Annotated in this window: 15 protein-coding genes; 6 read left to right on the top strand and 9 right to left on the bottom strand. The window is 60.0% G+C overall.

The window, feature by feature from the left end:
- Positions 1 to 26: 26 nt before the first annotated feature.
- Positions 27 to 683, top strand: coding sequence for a Fe2+-dependent dioxygenase (locus ABXH05_RS09840; RefSeq protein WP_353560847.1), 657 nt, complete (start codon positions 27 to 29; stop codon positions 681 to 683).
- Here ABXH05_RS09840 and ABXH05_RS09845 read toward each other — a convergent pair.
- The 4 genes from ABXH05_RS09845 to pip form a co-directional block, all read right to left on the bottom strand.
- The gene (locus ABXH05_RS09845; RefSeq protein WP_353560848.1) at positions 680 to 1861 is read right to left on the bottom strand and encodes a DUF2336 domain-containing protein; all 1182 of its coding nucleotides are present in this window, start codon (positions 1859 to 1861) and stop codon (positions 680 to 682) included. The genes ABXH05_RS09840 and ABXH05_RS09845 overlap by 4 nt on opposite strands.
- A gap of 111 nt (positions 1862 to 1972) precedes the next feature.
- Positions 1973 to 2998: an NADP-dependent oxidoreductase gene (locus ABXH05_RS09850; protein ID WP_043948316.1), complete on the bottom strand. Its 1026-nt coding sequence runs from the start codon at positions 2996 to 2998 to the stop codon at positions 1973 to 1975.
- Positions 2999 to 3683: 685 nt separating this feature from the next.
- On the bottom strand, positions 3684 to 5456 hold the full coding sequence (gene sppA, locus ABXH05_RS09855; protein WP_353560849.1) for a signal peptide peptidase SppA: 1773 nt from the start codon (positions 5454 to 5456) through the stop codon (positions 3684 to 3686).
- A 63-nt stretch (positions 5457 to 5519) separates the two neighbouring features.
- Entirely contained in the window at positions 5520 to 6503 is a 984-nt protein-coding gene (gene pip, locus ABXH05_RS09860) for a prolyl aminopeptidase (RefSeq protein WP_353560850.1), read from the bottom strand.
- A gap of 744 nt (positions 6504 to 7247) precedes the next feature.
- On the opposite strand from pip, the gene ABXH05_RS09865 reads away from it, so the two are divergent.
- Together ABXH05_RS09865 and ABXH05_RS09870 are read left to right on the top strand one after the other, a co-directional pair.
- Entirely contained in the window at positions 7248 to 9143 is a 1896-nt protein-coding gene (locus ABXH05_RS09865; RefSeq protein WP_348137234.1) for a ribonucleoside-diphosphate reductase subunit alpha, read from the top strand.
- 243 nt (positions 9144 to 9386) lie between these two features.
- On the top strand, positions 9387 to 10349 hold the full coding sequence (locus tag ABXH05_RS09870; protein ID WP_043948323.1) for a ribonucleotide-diphosphate reductase subunit beta: 963 nt from the start codon (positions 9387 to 9389) through the stop codon (positions 10347 to 10349).
- 63 nt (positions 10350 to 10412) lie between these two features.
- On the opposite strand, the gene ABXH05_RS09875 is transcribed toward ABXH05_RS09870, so the two are convergent.
- Positions 10413 to 11036, bottom strand: a complete 624-nt coding sequence (locus tag ABXH05_RS09875) for an NAD(P)H-dependent oxidoreductase (protein WP_353560851.1) — start codon at positions 11034 to 11036, stop codon at positions 10413 to 10415.
- Between the two features lie 76 nt (positions 11037 to 11112).
- On the opposite strand from ABXH05_RS09875, the gene ABXH05_RS09880 reads away from it, so the two are divergent.
- Complete coding sequence (locus ABXH05_RS09880) at positions 11113 to 11709, top strand: TetR/AcrR family transcriptional regulator (RefSeq protein ID WP_353560852.1); 597 nt, start codon at positions 11113 to 11115, stop codon at positions 11707 to 11709.
- On the opposite strand, the gene ABXH05_RS09885 is transcribed toward ABXH05_RS09880, so the two are convergent.
- Complete coding sequence (locus ABXH05_RS09885) at positions 11706 to 12611, bottom strand: LysR substrate-binding domain-containing protein (RefSeq protein ID WP_353560853.1); 906 nt, start codon at positions 12609 to 12611, stop codon at positions 11706 to 11708. The genes ABXH05_RS09880 and ABXH05_RS09885 overlap by 4 nt on opposite strands.
- A 116-nt stretch (positions 12612 to 12727) precedes the next feature.
- On the opposite strand from ABXH05_RS09885, the gene katG reads away from it, so the two are divergent.
- The gene (gene katG / locus ABXH05_RS09890; RefSeq protein WP_353560854.1) at positions 12728 to 14971 is read left to right on the top strand and encodes a catalase/peroxidase HPI; all 2244 of its coding nucleotides are present in this window, start codon (positions 12728 to 12730) and stop codon (positions 14969 to 14971) included.
- A 54-nt stretch (positions 14972 to 15025) separates the two neighbouring features.
- On the opposite strand, the gene ABXH05_RS09895 is transcribed toward katG, so the two are convergent.
- Complete coding sequence (locus ABXH05_RS09895; protein ID WP_353560855.1) at positions 15026 to 16000, bottom strand: NADPH:quinone oxidoreductase family protein; 975 nt, start codon at positions 15998 to 16000, stop codon at positions 15026 to 15028.
- Between the two features lie 77 nt (positions 16001 to 16077).
- Here ABXH05_RS09895 and ABXH05_RS09900 point away from each other — a divergent pair, with 77 nt between their 5' ends.
- Positions 16078 to 16710, top strand: a complete 633-nt coding sequence (locus ABXH05_RS09900) for a hypothetical protein (protein ID WP_353560856.1) — start codon at positions 16078 to 16080, stop codon at positions 16708 to 16710.
- A gap of 3 nt (positions 16711 to 16713) precedes the next feature.
- On the opposite strand, the gene ABXH05_RS09905 is transcribed toward ABXH05_RS09900, so the two are convergent.
- Positions 16714 to 17928 carry an MFS transporter gene (locus tag ABXH05_RS09905; protein WP_353560857.1) on the bottom strand — a complete coding sequence of 405 codons (1215 nt, stop codon included), beginning with the start codon at positions 17926 to 17928 and terminating at the stop codon, positions 16714 to 16716.
- A gap of 50 nt (positions 17929 to 17978) precedes the next feature.
- Positions 17979 to 19052 (bottom strand): Gfo/Idh/MocA family protein, encoded by a 1074-nt coding sequence (locus ABXH05_RS09910; protein WP_353560858.1) that lies wholly within the window; start codon positions 19050 to 19052, stop codon positions 17979 to 17981.
- Positions 19053 to 19056 lie beyond the last annotated feature (4 nt).

Here is a 19056-nt window from a genome sequence, read left to right on the forward strand (position 1 = left end):
CGTGAGAGTGCGGGGATACACATCCGATGATTTATGAGTTCGATGACATTCTGACGCGCGAGGAACTCGCCAAGGTCATAACCACGGTCAAGCACGGCGGCTTCCACGAGGGAGCCGCCGGCGCTGGCTGGCAGGCTGAATCCGTCAAACACAATGAGGAGTCCGACGGCGCGATCGTGCAGGAGGTCGCCAAGGTTGTGGGTCAGGCCCTTGCCCGATCCGACAAGTTCAAGGCCCTGGCGTGGCCCAAGCGTCTCGCCGGTTTTCTGGTCAGCCGCTACAAGCCCGGCATGACCTACGGCACCCATGTGGACAACGCGCTCCTCAACAATGCCCGGTCAGACATGTCGTTCACATTGTTCCTCTCGGAGCCCGACACCTATGAAGGCGGGGAGCTTGTGATCGAGCAGGGCGATGGTGAGCGCATCATCAAGCCGCCAAAGGGCCACATGGTTCTGTATTCAACCGGCGCGCTGCATCATGTGGCGGAAGTCACCAGGGGTGAGCGGCTGGCGGTGGTCGGTTGGGTGCGCTCTTACGTGCGTGATCCGGGTGCCCGCGAGATGCTCTATGACCTTGATTGCGTGATGCAGGACTTGAGAGACCGCCCGGACGACCGTCCGATCCTCGACCGGGTGGCCAAGGTACGCACAAACCTGTTGCGCCTGTGGGTGGATGACTAGACGCGCATCTTGGCGCGTGAATCCAGCGCTTCTTCTTTTTCGCGTTTGAGTTCGCGTGAAAGTTCCGCCATCACATGCTCCAGCTCTGCCGGCGCCACCGTGCCATAAGCGCCAACAATGCTTGAGATGACCGCCGGCACATAGCGCTGCGGTTCCATCTTGTCATCACCGGCCCGCGCACGTTCCTTGGCCGCGGCCGCCAGAGCGGCACCGAAGGCAGGACGCAGGCTCTTTGGCAGCCGCGTGCTGTCAAAAATGGATTTGAAGACGTCCCCATTGCCCGGCTCCATGGCCGCTCGGACATGATCCTGCGTGGTCTTCGCCAGGCGGGCAAACGCCATTTCCACAAACCGCAGGTCTCCGGAGCACAAGGAGCGCAGAAGCATGGTCGGCGTCAGCCGTCCGGTGCGATGCAGCACGCCCACAAATTCTTCGACCTTCTCATCGTCAATTTCACCGGCAGTCATTTCGGCAACCGCCTGTTCGCGCGCATGAGCCACAAGCTCTGACGCCATTTCAGCGGGCAGCTGTTCCTGCTGAACCAGGAAGCGCCGCATCTCGTTCGCCACATCTGATTCAAGCTGATCCGCCACCACTAGCGACACACAATGCAGGCAGGTTTCAGCGCTCAGGTCCGGGCGCTTGGCAACAAGGACCGGAATACGTTCATGGTCCTGATGGTCAGACAGCGCGCGCTGCAGGGCGTCGGCTGTGATGCGCGCCCCTTCATTCTCAAGCAGCACGCTCACAACATTCGAGTTGCCCGTATCAATCAGGGCACCGGACACCTGCTCGGACACGGTCGGACGCTGGGCAATCGCCACCTGCTTGTCTTCCACCTCTTCCGCGATCACGGAAATCAGCAGCTCGTCAGACAAATCCGGCCAATGCTGCAGAACCGGCACGCTGACCTCAGCCACATCCCGGGCCATGCGTTCGGCCATGCCAGTGGGCAAGAGCGGATAAAGGGAAATCTGACGGGCAAGCGCAGAGCGCACGAGCGTGTCTGCGTCTTCTGCCATGCGAACCACCACGTCTTCGGCAATGGTAGCTTCAACGCCCTGCAGTTTTCCCTCGGCCATGAGCTGGCCGATTTTGGTCACAGCGGATTCGCGATTGAGCGGCGAGTTATCGCGCTCAAGCTTCACGACGTCTTCGAAACCAAGTGGAGTGGTCATGGGATGGCTCCCGCCGCAATGGAGTTGAACTTGTTCAACTGCAGCGTGCATCCATCCCAGTAAAAACCACGTTAACCCGTAAAGGCCAGAGCGAGGGCCGGGACCAGCTGATCAGGCCGCCGGTTCATCGGATACCCGAACCAGCAACTTGCCGATATTTTCCCCGGTAAACAGCCGATCAAGCGCCTTGGGCGCGGTCTCCAGCCCATCCACGATGTCCGTGCGATATTTGAGCTTACCCTCTGCCAGCCACTGGCCCATTTCAGCCTGGCCTTCCGCAAAGCGCTCCAGAAAATCAATGATGATGAACCCTTCAACCCGGGCACGCTTCATCAGGATATTGCGGAACATGTAGGGCCCCGGCACGTCGCCTTCCGCATTGTAGGTCGAGATCAGTCCACACAGCGGAATGCGCGCATTGTCGTTGATCAGGGTAAGGACGGCATCAAGGATTTCGCCCCCGACATTCTCAAAGTTCACGTCAATGCCGTTGGGGCACTCGCGCCGCAGGGCCTCGAGCACGTTTTCCTTTTTGTAGTTGATGCAGGCATCAAACCCCAGATCATCCACAACCCATTTGCATTTTTCATCCGACCCGGCGATGCCCACCACACGGCAGCCCTTGATCTTGGCGATCTGCCCCACAGTGGAACCAACAGCGCCCGCTGCCGCAGACACCACAACTGTTTCACCGGCCTTCGGCTGACCGATTTCCAGCAGCCCGAAATAGGCCGTCATCCCGGTCGCCCCGAGCACACTCATGAAGGCGTCCAGCGGAATGCCCAGACCTGCCGGAATCTTGGAGACCCCCGTGCCGTCGGACACCGTGTAGTCCTGCCAGCCGCCCAGGCCCGGCACCACGATGTCGCCCACGTCAAACCCGTCGAGGTTGGACTGCTCAACAACCCCCAGCGTGCCGCCGCGCATCACATCGCCAATCTCCACCGGCGGCATGTACTGGTCCATGTCGCTCATCCAGATGCGGTTTGTAGGGTCGAGCGACAGATAAATCGTCCGGATCAGGATTTCGCCGTCGCCCGCCTCGGGCTTGGGCGCATCAACCAATTCCAGATCACCATCCGAAATGTCGCCTTCCGGTCGCTGCCGCAACACCCACTGCCGATTTGAATTACGCATCCTGTTTCCTCCGGTTGGATCTGGTTTTCATATGCTTTTTCAGACCGATGGTGACTCGGGGCTTGCCCTTTGACCAGTGCCAAAAGCCCCACACGCCAATGGCTGCAGAGGTAGACCAGGTTTATCCCCTCAATAGGGAGGGAGAACGGGAGCACCGCCGTGGCAGCCCGGCCGTTGTGATCAAAAAATCGTTCGAGTGCCGCTCGTAAGCAGCGCTCCCGTTACGAATGGTCTTCGGCTTTTGCACAAGCGATGGGGCAAGGCGTTACCTCACAGTGTTCCACCGCAGCCCTGCTACCGGTCACACATGCATTCCGACACCGGTCTGGCCATGTGTCGCGTCCGCATGCACGTCCACCGGGGCGATCTTACTCTACGCGCCGGGCCGAGCCTTCGCCGCCTTGTGGTCGTTTGCGTTCGTTACCCGCAAGCACCCCACAAGGCCATCCGCCCCCATGCCCAAGCCCGGACGGTCCGGGATGCCCTCAAGCACGAGGCGCACCCAGTATGAGGCCGCTCAAAGGACCGGGGATAGATTCCTGAAATTTTTTCCGTAGCCCCGGACCTGATCCGGGGCCTACTCGCAACCGATCAACTGCACAGCCACCGAGAGTGGACCCCGGATCAAGTCCGGGGATGCGGTAGTTTGATAGGAGACGTGAAGCCTTCAATCCTGCAATCGCACTTACCGCATCTCGGGCACACGCGCACGTGCATCCAGACCGCGATTGCTGTCCGTCGCCAGTTCCTTCACCAGCGCGCTGACTTCAGGGTGGTCCGCAATCGCTGACATCGTCACCAGCGTTTTGGCCACAGCTTCTGCATTGAGCGCAAAGCCGAACAGTTCTTCCTGGAAGGTCCGTGGTTTGGGGAAGGTACGCAGCTGAACGGGCGCGCCTTCCTCGATGCCCACCACTTCGCGGGCGGCTTCAATCGTTGTGCTGAACCCGCCCAGCTTGTCCACCAGACCCTTGTCCATGGCGTCTATACCAGCCCAGACACGGCCACGGGCAATCTCTTCGGTTTCAGCGGCAGACAGATTGCGCCCACCGGCTACACGGTCCTTGAAGTCTTCATAGGCCGTGCCAAGCCACGCAGTGAACCGCGCGCGCTGTGGATCACTGAAACGCGTATCCATCGCCCAGATGTCCGCATTGTCATTTGTCGAGACCGCATCCACATTGACGCCGATCTTTTCAAACAATCCGCCTACGGAGAATTTGGCGCCGATGACACCGATGGAGCCTGTGACCGTGGTCGGGTGCGCCACAATGACGTCTGCCCCCGCCGGAATGTAATAGCCACCGGATGCGGCCACGGAGCCCATGGAGGCGATGACGGGAATGTCCCGGGCCTGCACAGCGCGGATCGCGTCCCACACCTGGTCTGAGGCTGAGGCTGATCCACCCGGTGAATCAATCCGCACCACAATGGCTTTCACTTCTTCGTCGTCTGCCGCATCCAGAATGGCAGTGGCCATGGTGTCTGACCCGATCATCGGCTCACCACCAAAAGGCCCCATGGGCGGAGATTCGCCGGACACGATGGCCCCCTGGCCATACACAACAGCAATCACGTCGCCTTCACTTGATGTGGCTTCCGCAGCCGCATAGCTCGCCAGCGACACGAAGTCGGCGTCGTCACCAGCGGCAGCCAGCACGAGGTCAGCTACTTCGCGTTCATAGGCCAGCTTGTCGATGAGCTTTGCTTCAACAGCCGCAACCGCACCAAACGGCGCAACAGCCAGCGCCGCATCAAGGTCAGCCACGCTCATGTCGCGGCCAGCTGTAATGCTGTCCGCCATGCTGGAATAGATGACATCTACCAGCCGCTGATTGGCTTCGCGCTGGGGCTCGCTCATCTGCGTATCCGTAAAGGTGTCCATTGCACCCTTGTATTCACTGAACGCCACTTTCTCCGCGGTGACACCAATCTGGTCCAGCGCGTCGCGGGCATAGGTCAGGCGCGCGCTCAGGCCAGCAGGCATGAAGCTGCCGGTCGGCTGCATCCACACGGTGTCTGCCTGTGCCAGCACCTGGTAGTCGCCCAGCGCTTCAGGAGCGATGTCCTGCGTATAGCCATAAACCGGTTTGCCCGATGCCTTGAACGGCGCCATGGCTTCAAGAATTTCATTGGCGGTGGTCGAGCCCACAAAACCCATGCCGCCGCGAATGTAGAGCGCTTCCACGGTTTCATCCTCGGCCGCCTGCTTCAGCCCGTCATGCAGGCTGGCCAGCGTCAGGACTTCATGTCCGTCTGCGAAGGCAAAGAAGTTTTGCACCGGCTGCTGAAAAATCTGCTCTGACAGATCGATCACCACCACCTTGCGCTCTGGCAGGGGTTCCTGCTCCGGGGTGACGGACGACGCCACCATGGCCACCAGAATGAACGGCACAATGAACACCGCAATCAACAGGGCGGTCAAAACACCGGCGATGGTTATGAAGAACTGACGCATGATACTGCTCTCGCTTGGTCAATGGTGCCGCGCACCGGGTGGGCGACCTTCTGAAGATGTGGGCTACCTGAATTTGTCTGTGGCCGTAATGAACTCGTGAATGATGCCTGGCTCGGTTGCTGTATGGCCGGCGTCGGGCACGATCTTTAACTCGGCATCCGGCCATGCCTGTTTCAGCGCCCATGCTGTCATGACCGGGGTTACCACGTCGTAACGACCCTGAACCATGACGCAGGGAATGCCCTGCAGCTTGTGGGCATTGGCAATCAGCTGGCCGTCCGCATCAAAAAAGCCGTCATTGATAAAGTAATGGCACTCGATGCGGGCAAAGGCCTCCGCAAAATCATCCGCCCCAAAGCGCGCTTCGCGGTCGGGGTCGGGCAGCAGGGAGAGGGTTGAGCCTTCCCACGTGCTCCAGGCCCGCGCGGCTTCAAGGCGCACGGCTGCGTCGTCGCTGGTCAGCCGCTTGTAATAGGCGGAAATCATGTCGCCACGTTCGGCTTCGGGAATCGGCACCACATATTTTTCAAACGCTTCTGGATAGAGCGCCGCCGTGCCGTTTTCGCCAACGCGCCCGGCATAAAACCAGTCCAGCTCGACTTTGCGCAGGGTGAAGATGCCGCGCAGCACCATCTCCGTCACCCGCTCCGGGTGGGTTTCCGCATAGGCCAGCGCCAGGGCGGACCCCCATGAGCCGCCGGTGACCTGCCATTCATCAATGCCCAGTTCCTCGCGCAGCATTTCGATGTCTGCGACCAGGTCCCAGGTCGTGTTCTCACGCAGATCAGCATAGGGCGTCGATTTTCCACAGCCGCGCTGATCAAACAGGATGATGCGGTAAGCATCGGGATCATGGCTGCGGCGCATGGTTGGGTTGGAGCCACCCCCCGGGCCGCCATGCAGCACCAGCGCCGGCTTGCCGTCCGGATTGCCGCATTCCTCATAATAGATCTCGTGGATGTCGGAGACCTTGAGGCGGCCGGTTCGGTAGGGAGCAATCTCTGGATAGTTATCCCGGCGCAGGGCTGTGGAAGACGTATCGGGCATCGGCTTTGGCGGGCTCCGGAAAAGGCTTGAGGCAGGATGCGAGATGATCAGTTTGGCACGGAAATGTGCCGCTTCCACGTCATAGTGTGCGCCCCCCACATATAGGGGTCCCAGGGCCGCCAACCCACCCCCATTAACGGGGATAGACTTGTGGATAAGTCCGACCTGATGAGTGATTTGCACGTGTTTGCATTAACCTGTTGCACCCATAGGTGGAGGTGTTTGAGGGGTGCGACCCACTACATGTTGTGTCAGAGGGTCTAAATATGGTGGTTGGCGTGGTCGCCGTTAACCATTTGCATTTACGGTGGAAAAAAGTTTTTGCGCCCAATCCCATTAACCAAGCGGCGGAGCGCTGATTTGCAAACCTGTCAATGGGGTTTGTTCGCCCTTTTTTCGTTAACAGACTGACACAATCACTTGACGGTAAATCGCCTGCAGATACTATATCTCGTGTTGGCAGCCGGTTCGGCGGACTTCAAGAGGGGAGTCCAAAGCACCACGGGAGAGTGAAATTCTCTTTCGGGCCTGCCAGTCCGGCCAGAACGGTCGTTTCATAGACGTTTAGGCGTGTTTTCCGAGGTGTATTTCTCGGTGCGGGAGAGGTGTGCCCGGCGTCCAGCGGGTTGGTGAGAAGCAACAGCTGGATCAAGGGCGCAGGTAAAATTGCCAATTTAGGCACACGGTTTTTTGCAAGGCATGCGGGCCTTGACCGGGTACCATCGAGGGGGAGCAGAAGAAGTCATGTTTCAGACGCAGGCAGTTCAGTTTGAGAAGCGCGGCCGGGTAGAGGTAGATCGCACCCGCGACGCCCTGCTGACCGATTTTGGCCGTGAGACCCTCGTGGACCGGTATTTGATGCCGGGAGAAAGCTTCCAGGACCTGTTTGCGCGCGTCGCGTCTTACTATGGCGACGACGATGCCCACGCCCAGCGCATCTATGACTACATCTCCAAATTGTGGTTCATGCCCTCAACGCCCGTGCTGTCAAATGGCGGCACTGAGCGCGGCCTGCCCATTTCCTGCTTCCTGAACGAAGCAAATGACAGCCTCGACGGCATTGTCGGCCTGTGGAACGAGAATGTATGGCTCGCCTCCAAGGGCGGCGGCATTGGCTCCTACTGGGGCAATCTGCGCTCCATCGGTGAGACAGTGGGCGGTGTTGGCAAGACATCCGGCATCATTCCCTTCATCCGCGTGATGGATTCACTGACACTCGCTATTTCTCAGGGCTCACTGCGTCGTGGGTCTGCTGCTGTCTATCTCGACATCAACCACCCGGAAATCGAAGAGTTCATCGAGCTGCGCCGCCCCACCGGTGGTGACCCCAACCGCAAGGCGCCCAACCTGCACCACGGCGTTGTGATCTCTGACGCGTTCATGCGCGCTGTTGAGAATGACGAAGAGTGGGCACTGGTCAGCCCCAAAGACGGCGCCGTCATGCGCTCTGTCGGTGCGCGTGATCTGTGGATTCGCCTGCTCATGGCCCGCATTGAAACGGGCGAGCCTTACATGCTGTTCGGCGACCACGTGAACAAGGCCGTGCCCGAGCACCACAAGCTCGCCGGCCTCAACGTGAAGATGTCCAACCTGTGCTCTGAGATCACCCTGCCAACCGGCATTGATCACCTGGGCGAAGAGCGCACGGCTGTGTGCTGCCTCTCCTCGGTCAACGCAGAACTCTATGACGAATGGTCGGGCGAAGAGCTCTTCATCGAAGACATCATGCGCTTCCTCGACAATGTCCTGCAGGACTTCATCGACCGCGCACCGGACGCCATGTCCCGCGCCCGCTATGCCGCCGAGCGTGAACGCTCCGTTGGTCTGGGCGTCATGGGTCTGCACTCCTACTTCCAGTCCAAGATGATCCCGTTCGAAAGCGTGATGGCCAAGGTCTGGAACAAGCGGATTTTCCAGCACATTGATGAGCAGGCCTCTGCAGCATCACAGAAGCTGGCCAAAGAGCGCGGGCCGTGCCCGGATGCTGCCGATTACGGCATCATGGAGCGCTTCTCCAACAAGACAGCCGTCGCGCCAACCGCGTCCATCTCCATCATCTGCGGTGGGACCTCGGCAGGCATCGAGCCGTTTGCCGCCAACGCCTATACCCACAAGACTCTGTCCGGCTCCTTCAGTGTACGGAACAAGTACCTGAAAATGCTGCTCGCAGAAAAAGGCATGGATGACGCGGACACCTGGTCTTCCATCACCATCAATGGCGGCTCTGTCCAGCACCTCACCTTCCTGAGCCAGGACGAGAAGGACGTGTTCAAGACCGCCTTCGAACTGGATCAGCGCTGGGTTGTTGAACATGCCGGCGACCGCTCAGAGCACATCGACCAGTCTCAGTCAGTCAACGTGTTCCTGCCCGCAGACGTGCACAAGCGCGACCTGCATCAGATTCACATGCTGGCCTGGAAGCGGGGCGTGAAGTCGCTCTACTACTGTCGCTCCCTGTCGATCCAGCGGGCTGAAAAGAAAGAAGAAGCGCCGCTCGTCGCAGCCAATGTGGAAGTCGCCCAGTTGCCGCTTCGCCAGCTCGACGATCTGCCGCTGGCTGCTGCTGCTGCCGACGGTCAAGCCGTCGCCATCAACCCGGCAGAATCCAACGATTACGACGAGTGCCTCGCCTGCCAGTAGGCCCGCGCACCTTCAAGACACACAAAGCCCGCGCGTTCTTTTGAACGACGCGGGCTTTTTGTATTTCGGCTTCTGTACGCCTATTGCGGGTTGGATGTGATCAGACACTATTTGTGGTGACAAAACACCTCCTCAACACACAATATAGTGGGCGTGCGCGCCGGTTCGCGCTATGTAAATGTTAACAACAATTCGCCAGTGACTCGCACGCACATCTCGCACGCACATTCGGAACGCAAGCTCATGACCCTTCTTGACGAACGCCTCACCTACAAGCCCTTCCGTTATCCGTGGGCCTATGAAGCATGGCTCACCCAGCAGCGCATTCACTGGCTGCCCGAAGAAGTGCCCATGGCCGAGGACGTCAAGGACTGGCATCACAAGCTCGACGACAAGGAGCGCAATCTGCTGACACAGATTTTCCGCTTCTTCGTGCAGGCCGATGTGGAAGTAAACAACTGCTACATGAAGAACTACATGGGCGTGTTCAAACCCACCGAAGTTCTGATGATGCTGTCTGCCTTCTCCAACATGGAAACCATCCATGTGGCCGCCTACTCGCATCTGCTTGATACGCTGGGCATGCCGGAAGTCGAATACGAAGCCTTCCTCAAATATGCCGAGATGAAGGACAAGTATGACTTCATGCAGGAGTGGGGCACGGAGACAAAGTCAGACGTTGCCAAGACGCTGGCAGTGTTCGGTGGCTTCACTGAGGGTGTGCAGCTGTTTGCGTCCTTCGCCGTGCTGATGAACTTCCCGCGTTTCAACAAGATGAAGGGCATGGGCCAGATCGTCACCTGGTCGGCCCGCGATGAGAGCCTGCACTGCAACTCCATTCTGCGCCTGTTCCGCACCTGGGTGGATGAGTTCCCCGACTGCTGGGATGAGCAGACACAGCGCGATGTCTACAAGGCGTGTGAAACCATCATCCACCACGAAGACGCCTTCATCGATCTGGCGTTTGAAATGGGCGGCGTCGAAGGCCTCGATGCCCAGGGCGTAAAGGACTACATCCGCTACATCGCCGACCGTCGCCTGAGCCAGATCCGCCTGCAACCGATCTACGGCATTGAGAAGAACCCACTGCCCTGGATGGACGAAATGCTCAACGGCATCGAGCACACCAACTTCTTCGAAAACCGCGCCACGGAATATTCCAAGGCCTCGACCCGCGGCAGCTGGGAAGACGCATTCGCAGACTAAGGTCAGCGAACATCACAAACACAAAAGAACCCGGCCGGTGCATACCGAGCCGGGTTCTTCGTTCTAGGCCGCCAACGCCCCCAGCTTCTCGGCCTTGCCGATCCAGCGGCTGATCTTCTTGTCGCTGGCGAGCTTCACTGAGCCCCACTGCAGGATGTTCTTGGACTTGATGCCGCAGAAATCCAGCACCTGGTTCTTGATGACCCGGCGGCCGGGGCTGCGATAGAGCAGGGTGTCGAGCAGCGGCGGTGTGTCGGACGTGATGATGGCGTCTGCCGTCTTGCCTTCCAGCAGCTTGTCCCATTTGACGCCGCGCTGGTGATATTTGAACGCAAAACCCGGTGTCAGCGCACGGTCCAGCACCGCCTTGGCCTTGGTAGGCATCGCGCCCCACCAATAGGGATGCACGATCATCACATGATCCGCCCAGCGCATATTGGCCTGCCACTGCAACAGGTCCGGCTCAAGCGCCCCGCTTGAGCCGATCTCAGCCTTGGTGTCGTCCGCATAGGGATCATCGTAGCCCTCAAAATTGAGATCAAACGCCATGTCGCTCAGATCCATGCGGCGGATCTCCGCACCCTGGCGTGCAGCGCCTGCGGCATAGGCATCAGCAATGCCGCTGTTCAAAGTGTTGGCTTTGGGGTGTGCCACCCAGATGAATATTTTCTTCGCTGAATTGCTCATGTCACCGGCTCCTGTTGCGGTTGTGCTTGACACCATGTCAAGTTGACACGGTGACAAGTAGGCAGTACTTTACACCATGTCAAGTGAGCAATCAGATACCCGTCACAAAATTCTGCAATCCGCCAGCGATCTGCTGGAAAACGGCACGCCAGGCGACGTCCGCATGTCGGATGTTGCCAAGGCCGCCGGCATCAGCCGGCAGGCGCTTTACCTGCATTTTCCCAACCGCGCAGATCTGCTGATCGCCACAGTGCGCTATCTCGATCAGCTCAATAATGTGGATAAAGTCCTGGCACCCAGCCGGGCCGCTACGTCCGGCATTGAGCGGCTGGAACTCTTTATCGAGGCTTGGAGCAACTACGTCCCCAAGATCTACGGCAATGCCCGCGCTCTCATAGCCATGAAAGACACGGACGATGCCGTCGCCGCCACCTGGGAAGATCGCCAGCAGGCCATTCGCCATGGCTGCGAGGCTGCCATCAAGGCTCTGAAGAAGGACGGAACCCTCTCTCCCAACCACACGGTCAAACAGGCCACAGACATTCTATGGATGCTGGTCTCCATCCAGAATTGGGAGCACCTGACAAAAACCTGCGGCTGGTCGCAAAAGCGCTGTGTGGACATCACAACCCAGATGGCAAAGACCCTCCTGGTGGTCGAGCAGCCGACCTAGATGGCTGCCGGGCCAGGTTGGGTATCCCCAATCACCTGCCCAAGGGCCTCAAAGTCAGCCTTGAGCGGTGACGTCTTGCGAAAGGCCAGACCCACCAGGCGCGACGGCTCAGGATTTTCAAACCGCATGACGCGCACTTGATTGCGCGCAGCTTCAAGACCCACACTCATTTCCGGCAGCAGCGTCTGCCCCATGCCGCTGGCCACCATCTGCACAAGGGTGGACAGACTGGAGGCCCCAAAGGAGTCCGCATTGTCCGTGCTGCGAAGGGAACAAAAGCTCAAAGCCTGCTCTCGCAGACAATGCCCTTCTTCCAGCAACAGCAGCGGCGCATCATCAAGTGCGTCAATGCGGGCGCGTTTACGCTTGGGGGCGGGCACATCCGCCGCTGTCGCCAGCAAAAACCGGTCCTCAAACAGCGCAATCGTCTCAAGGCCGACCGCGTCCACCGGCAACGCCAGCAACGCCACATCAAGTGTGCCATCTTCAAGCTGTGCCAGCAGATACTCGGTCAGGGTCTCGCGAATACGCAGTTCCAGATGGGGATAGCGCGCCTGTAGTTCCGGCAGAACGGTGGGCAGCAGATAAGGTGCAATGGACGGAATGACCCCCAGCCGCAGCCGCCCGGTCAAAATCCCGCGCCGCTGGGACGCAAAGTCAGACAAGCCTTCAATCTGCTGCAGAATGCCCGCGGCCCGCACCGCAATCTCCTCACCCGCATCCGTCAGCCGTATCGTCCGGCCACGCTCCACAAGCGCTACACCCAGTTCGCGTTCCATTTCCTGTATCTGCATCGACAGAGCAGGCTGTGTCACCGCACGGTCTTCCGCCGCACGCCCGAAATGTTTCAGCCGCGCCACCGCATCGAAATACAAAAGCTGTTTGGTTGAGATCATATCCATAAGATATTCTGATCGAATGGCTCAGTAAATACGATTGGAGCTTATTTTTGAGTGTCGATACATTTGTGTCATCGGCTCACGCAAGGATGAGCCCACATGTTCGGAGGAGATGACCCATGAGTGACGCACAAGCATCCGGCTGCCCCTTTCACGGCGGCGCCAGCGGCGCGGCAGCCAATACACGGTCCAACCGTGACTGGTGGCCAAACCAGCTCAATCTCAAAATCCTGCACCAGAACTCTGCCAAGTCCGATCCCATGGACCCGGACTTCAACTATGCAGAAGCCTTCAAGTCGCTCGATTTTGCTGCGCTGAAAAAAGACCTGACCGCCTTGATGACCGACAGCCAGGACTGGTGGCCGGCTGACTACGGCAATTACGGCGGCCTGTTCATCCGCATGACCTGGCACGCGGCTGGCACCTACCGCACCGGTGATGGTCGCGGCGGCGCAGGCACCGGCATGCAGCGCTTTGCCCCCCTCAACTCCTGGCCCGATAACGGCAACCTCGACAAGGCCCGCCGCCTGCTGTGGCCGATCAAGCAGAAATACGGCAACAAGATTTCCTGGGCCGACCTTCTGGTGCTCGCGGGAAATGTTGCGATCGAATCCATGGGCGGTAAGACCTTTGGCTTCGGCGGTGGCCGCGTGGATGTCTATGAGCCGGAAGAAGACACCTATTGGGGTCGTGAAACCGAATGGCTGATCGGCAGCGACAATCCTGAAAGCCGCTATGGCGGTGGTCGTGACCTCGACAGCACCGACAGTGCAGCAGCCGAGCTGGAAAACCCGCTCGCCGCCGTGCAGATGGGCCTCATCTATGTGAACCCGGAAGGCCCTGACGGCAAACCGGACCCGCTGGCCTCTGCCCGCGATATCCGCGAAACCTTCGCCCGCATGGCCATGAACGATTACGAAACCGTGGCCCTGACGGCCGGTGGTCACACCTTTGGCAAAATGCATGGCGCTGGCGACGCTGCCAATGTGGGTGTCGAGCCCGAAGGCGGTGCCATTGAGGCGCAGGGCTTTGGCTGGCTCTCCACCTATAAGAGCGGCAAGGGTGGCGACACCATTACGTCCGGCCTTGAAGGTGCGTGGACGCCCAACCCCGTCCAGTGGGACAACGGCTACTTCGATGTGTTGTTCAAGTATGACTGGGAACTGACCAAGAGCCCGGCCGGTGCTCACGTGTGGACGCCCAAGGACCTCCAGGAAGAGGACATGGCCCCGGACGCCGCTGACGGATCGAAGAAGGTTCCCATCTTCATGTCCACTGCGGACATGGCCATGCGCATGGACCCGGCCTACGAAAAGATCTCCCGGCACTTCCATGAAAACCCGGCAGAGTTTCAGGATGCGTTCGCCCGCGCCTGGTTCAAGCTCCTGCACCGCGACATGGGCCCGGCCGGTCGTTATCTCGGTCCGGAAGTCCCGTCAGAAGAACTGATCTGGCAGGACCCGATCCCTGAAGCCACGCACCCGGTCATCACCGTGGCAGATGCGGATCATCTGAAGAGCCAGATCGCAGCAACCGGCCTCACGGTGTCCCAGCTGGTGTCAACGGCCTGGGCGTCGGCCTCGACCTTCCGCGGCTCCGACATGCGTGGTGGTGCCAATGGTGCCCGTCTTCGCCTCGCACCGCAGAAGGACTGGGCGGTCAACAAACCTGCGGAGCTCGCCACAGTGCTGGCTAAGCTGGAAGCCGTGCAGACTGCGTTCAACGACGCCCAGACTGACGGCAAGCAGGTGTCTCTCGCTGACGTCATCGTGCTCGCCGGCAACGTCGGCATCGAGCAGGCTGCCAAGGCAGCCGGTCACGAGGTCAACGTGCCGTTCAATCCCGGTCGCACCGATGCGAGCCAGGAGCAGACAGACGTTGAGTCCTTTGCGGTGCTTGAACCTGCAGCAGACGGTTTCCGCAACTATGCCCGGGCAAAGTTCTCGGTGTCAGCGGAAGAGCTGCTGGTGGACAAGGCGCAGTTGCTGACATTGTCCGCGCCCGAAATGACGGTGCTGGTTGGCGGCATGCGCGTGCTCGACACCAATGCGGATGGCTCCAAACATGGGGTGTTCACAAGCACACCGGGTGCGCTGACGAATGACTTCTTCGTCAACCTCCTCGACATGGCAACCGCGTGGAAGCCGGTCGATGCGGACGAAGAAGTCTTCGAAGGCCGCGACCGTGCCACCGATGCGGTGAAGTGGACGGGCTCTCGTGTTGACCTGGTCTTTGGCTCCAACTCGCAGCTGCGGGCGCTGGCCGAGGTCTATGCCCAGGACGACGCGAAGGAAAAGTTCATCGTCGACTTCGTGCTTGCCTGGACCAAGGTTATGGAAGCGGACCGCTTCGACCTCAAATAGGTCACGCCGCACACGCAACAGGGAAGGGCCGGGCAGCAATGCCCGGCCTTTTCATTATCCGTTCAGCATCACCAGTTTGCCCACCAGCTTGCGATCAAGCTGGTCACGCAGGGCCTGTGGGAGGTCTGCCATGGGACGGGTGATCACCGGTGCCGGTGTCAGTTTCCCATCCCCGATCCATCCCAGCAGCGTGCCGAACTGTTCCATGGCCACTGCCGGATTCGCCCGCACTTCACCACCCCAGTCAGCGCCGACGATCGAGCAGCGCTTGAGCAGGGGAATGTTCAGCCCGACCTTGGGAATGTCACCCGCCGCAAAACCCACCACCAGATGCCGCCCGCCCGGCGACAAAGACCGCATGGCCGCTTCTGCCAACGTGCCGCCGACCGGGTCATAGACAAGATCAAGCCCGGTCTCCTTGGTCAGGGTTTTGAGCGCATTACGCCAATTGTCCTGCGTATAGTCCACGGCTTCGTCCGCACCTGCCGCAATGGCAGCTTCGCGCTTGGCGTCAGTGGATGCCGCTGCGATGACCCGCAGGCCCATGGTCTTGGCAACTGCGATCGCCGCCTGACCCACACCGCCTGCCGCTCCCAGCACCAGCGCGGTCTCTCCCGCCTGCGCCTTGCCGCAATCACGCCACGCATAAATCGCCGTGGCATAGGAGATGGCAAACCCTGCAGCCAGTTCGTCACTCAATCCATCCGGTGTGGGGATGCACCCCATCGCCGGGGCCACCAGTTTGTCCGCATAGGCGCCGGGCGCGGTGCCCATTACCCGCTGACCAACGGCAAGGTGTGTAACCTTGTCACCAACCGCACTCACCACACCGGCAAACTCGTTGCCCGGTACATAGGGGAGGGGAGGCTTCACCTGATAAAGCCCTTGAACCAGCAGCCCGTCCACAAAGCCGACGCCCGCCGCCGTCACATTCACCACCACGTCATGGGGACCAGGCACCGGATCAGGCATATCCTTGAATGTGAGGTCCTCTGGTGGGCCAAACGCCTCAACGACTGCAGCTTTCATGTTTGTGATCTCCACTGGCTGTGTTTTCCCAGTCATGCGGGGTAACGTGCAGCTTGTCTAGGCGGAGGGGCTACTCAATGGTGCGTGCGTTTTCAGGATTTGTCGCCGGTGCATCCGCACTGCTGCTCGCAGGCTGCGTTTCATGGGACTGGTCGGAGCCGGATGATTTCTTTGCGTTCTACGAATTGCCCGAACAACCGCAGATGGCCGATGCCACCTTCTGCCACGCCTATGGCTGTCAGGTGCGCTCGCAGGTTGATCTGCGGCCCCACTGGCAGGCCGTGCGCGCTGAATTCGCCAATGTGAAAACCGCTTCGGAAGAGCGATACGCCATGGCGCAGGCCGTGGGTGTGATTGAAACCGCCGTCGGCCCCATTCTTGGCACGGCGGATGATCCCGGCGGCGTGCTCAACGCGTCATGGTCCGGCGACCCGGCCTATCAGGACTGCATCGACGAAGCCGCCAACACCACAATGGTTCTTGTGCTGATGGAACAAGACGGCCTGATCCGCCACCACAATCTTCATTCACCGTCCATTCGCGGCGCGTTCATTGACGGCCGCTGGCAGCACTACACCGCCGTGATTGAAGAAACAGCCACAGAAGAACGCTACGTCGTCGACAGCTGGTTCCGCACCAATGGCGAACCGGCCTACGTCATGCCGTTTCAGGAATGGTACACGGGCTACGGCATTCCCGCTGACGCCTAGTTCCTATCGCCGCGTCAGCCGCAGCAGTAGTAGTGCGACCACGCTCATCACCAGCACGGAGACGGCGCCCGCCCATACGCCCGTTTCAAGAAATGGTGCGGCAGCTGCCGTGCACAGGGCGGTGGCGGCCATGGACGCAAACAGGATGAACGCACTGGCGCGCGCTGCATGGCTGGGCATCATGTCGATGGCACGCGCAAACCCGGCGCCGCCCCGCAGCCCAAGGCCGATGCAGGTGGGCACCGCCGCCAGCGCATGCATCCACCATAGGGGCTGGGCTGCCAGCAACGTGTATCCCACCAGCAGAATGCCGCCTGCGATCTGTAGCTGATTGCCCACGACGATGAGACGGTCAGCCCCCCAACGCCGCACCAGCTTGCCGGTCATCTGGGCGGCGACAAGAAAGACACCAACCCACAATATCTGTGTGCCGACAAAAGCAGACGGTCCGCTGTCCATATGCAGCCGCAGCAGGGCCGGCGTGCTGAACACGAGCCCCAGAAACCCGCCAAGAGCAGCCGCATGAGACAGCGCATAGCCCATATAGGCCGGGTGCCGCAGCAACGCGGTGTATCCCAGCAGTGCACCCACAAGATCACGGCCCTGTTTCGGCCGCTCCCGCGGCATCGCCAGGAAGGCAATGATGCCCGCAGGAATGGTGATGATCGCCAGCAGCCAGAAGTTCCACGCCCAGCCAAACGTGATGAAGATCCACGCGCCCAGTATCGGAGCAAAGGCAGGGATCACCGCGTCAATGGAGCCGATGATCGACATGGCATGGATGGCGCGTGCTTCTTCAAACAGGTTGCGGATCAGCGGCGCCGTCAGTGCGGCACTGGCAGCCCCCGCGGCCCCCTGCACGAAGCGGGCAGCAATCAGCGCGTCAGCACTTTGCGCCATGGCGCAGGCAATGGTGGCCGGCACGAACAAGGCAACCGATGTCCCAAGCACGGCGCGCCGTGAATAGATGTCGCCAAACGCGCCCATGAAAATCTGGGAAATGGCAAAGCCCGCGGCAAAGGCGACGAGCGTCATCTGCGCGGATTCAAGGCTGATCCCCAAAATCTCCGGCAGCGCGGGAACCGATGGCAAATAGAGGTCCGTCGCCGCCAGCGCCAGCATGTTGAGCGCCACGATAGACCCGAGCATCAGCGCCCGCCGGCGCGGCGACACAGTCTCAGCGTAGGTCTCTATCGGGTGATCATCAGCGTTGGTCACGGCGGCGTCCTCAAACAGGGCCGCGCACTATCGGGCTCGTGGGCGGAAAATTACAGCCCGAACTCTGACATATCTACTATGCGCCCCTGCTCGATGGAGCGGTGGGCTGCCAGCCCCATGGCCACAGAGCGCAACCCGTCCCCCACAGACACCAAAGGCTTTGTGCCCGAGCGGATGGCGTCCTGAAACGCCAGATGCTGGTAGTAGGACGCCCCATGGTGATGCCCCGCATCCAGCACCTTCTGATCCACCTCAATATGCGTCCGCACGGTGTCGTTGCCGGTGTTGAGCGTGTGGGCCAGCTCGCTTTGCGGAATGGTCACTTCCAACGCGCCCTTGGTGCCGGTGACGGTCAGGTGCTCGCGCTGCTCCAGCGCGGTTACAAACATGCACAGCTCGTGGCAGGCCCGCACCCCATTGTCGAATTCAACAATCACAAACGCATTGTCCATGATGTCCGGTGTCTTGCCGTCATAGGTCTCGTCCAGATGGTTCACGTCCTGCCCGCCTGACGCCATCACGCGGCGCGGCTCGGAGCCGATGATGTGGCGCATCAGATCAAAGAAGTGGCAGCTCTTCTCCACCAGCGTCCCGCCGGAGTTCCGGTTGAACCGGTTCCAGTCGCCGACCTTTTGGAGAAACGGAAAGCGATGCTCCCGGATGGTCAGCATCTTCACGTCGCCCACAGCGCCCGCGCGGATTTCATCCACAAAACGTGTCACCGGCGGCATCCAGCGATACTCAAGGCCCATCCAAACCACACCGGGATGGGTGGACGCTGCCAGCTCGATCCACTGGCAATCATCAAAGGTGGTGCATAACGGCTTTTCGATCAGCAGATGCTTGCCGGTTGCCAGCGCATCCTCCACCACGTCCTTGTGGGTGTGGTTCGGCGTCGCGATGATCAGCGCATCAAAGCTGTCCGGTTTGGCAAACAGGTCGCGATAGTCCGCGTAAAGCTCAATCGGCTTGCCCTCCATGGTGAGCTTCGCCCAGTCGCGCGAGCCTTCATGGGGGTCAGCCGCGGCCACCACTTCCGCCCCATCGATAATCGCGATGTTGCGAATATGCTCATTGCCCATCATCCCCGCGCCAATGATGGCGTAGCGGATCGTTTCGCCCATACCG

The sequence above is a fragment of the Pyruvatibacter sp. HU-CL02332 genome (assembly GCF_040362765.1).
Lineage (GTDB): Bacteria > Pseudomonadota > Alphaproteobacteria > CGMCC-115125 > CGMCC-115125 > Pyruvatibacter.

What these genes read in the sequence shown, in the direction of transcription:
- sppA (WP_353560849.1), bottom strand. Translation starts at nt 5,456, where the DNA reads ATGCGTCAGTTCTTCATAACCATCGCCGGTGTTTTGACCGCCCTGTTG.
- ABXH05_RS09865 (WP_348137234.1), top strand. Translation starts at nt 7,248, where the DNA reads ATGTTTCAGACGCAGGCAGTTCAGTTTGAGAAGCGCGGCCGGGTAGAG.
- ABXH05_RS09885 (WP_353560853.1), bottom strand. Translation starts at nt 12,611, where the DNA reads ATGGATATGATCTCAACCAAACAGCTTTTGTATTTCGATGCGGTGGCG.
- katG (WP_353560854.1), top strand. Translation starts at nt 12,728, where the DNA reads ATGAGTGACGCACAAGCATCCGGCTGCCCCTTTCACGGCGGCGCCAGC.
- ABXH05_RS09910 (WP_353560858.1), bottom strand. Translation starts at nt 19,052, where the DNA reads ATGGGCGAAACGATCCGCTACGCCATCATTGGCGCGGGGATGATGGGC.
- ABXH05_RS09875 (WP_353560851.1), bottom strand. Translation starts at nt 11,036, where the DNA reads ATGAGCAATTCAGCGAAGAAAATATTCATCTGGGTGGCACACCCCAAA.
- ABXH05_RS09900 (WP_353560856.1), top strand. Translation starts at nt 16,078, where the DNA reads ATGGTGCGTGCGTTTTCAGGATTTGTCGCCGGTGCATCCGCACTGCTG.
- ABXH05_RS09845 (WP_353560848.1), bottom strand. Translation starts at nt 1,861, where the DNA reads ATGACCACTCCACTTGGTTTCGAAGACGTCGTGAAGCTTGAGCGCGAT.
- ABXH05_RS09880 (WP_353560852.1), top strand. Translation starts at nt 11,113, where the DNA reads ATGTCAAGTGAGCAATCAGATACCCGTCACAAAATTCTGCAATCCGCC.
- ABXH05_RS09840 (WP_353560847.1), top strand. Translation starts at nt 27, where the DNA reads ATGATTTATGAGTTCGATGACATTCTGACGCGCGAGGAACTCGCCAAG.
- pip (WP_353560850.1), bottom strand. Translation starts at nt 6,503, where the DNA reads ATGCCCGATACGTCTTCCACAGCCCTGCGCCGGGATAACTATCCAGAG.
- ABXH05_RS09850 (WP_043948316.1), bottom strand. Translation starts at nt 2,998, where the DNA reads ATGCGTAATTCAAATCGGCAGTGGGTGTTGCGGCAGCGACCGGAAGGC.
- ABXH05_RS09870 (WP_043948323.1), top strand. Translation starts at nt 9,387, where the DNA reads ATGACCCTTCTTGACGAACGCCTCACCTACAAGCCCTTCCGTTATCCG.
- ABXH05_RS09895 (WP_353560855.1), bottom strand. Translation starts at nt 16,000, where the DNA reads ATGAAAGCTGCAGTCGTTGAGGCGTTTGGCCCACCAGAGGACCTCACA.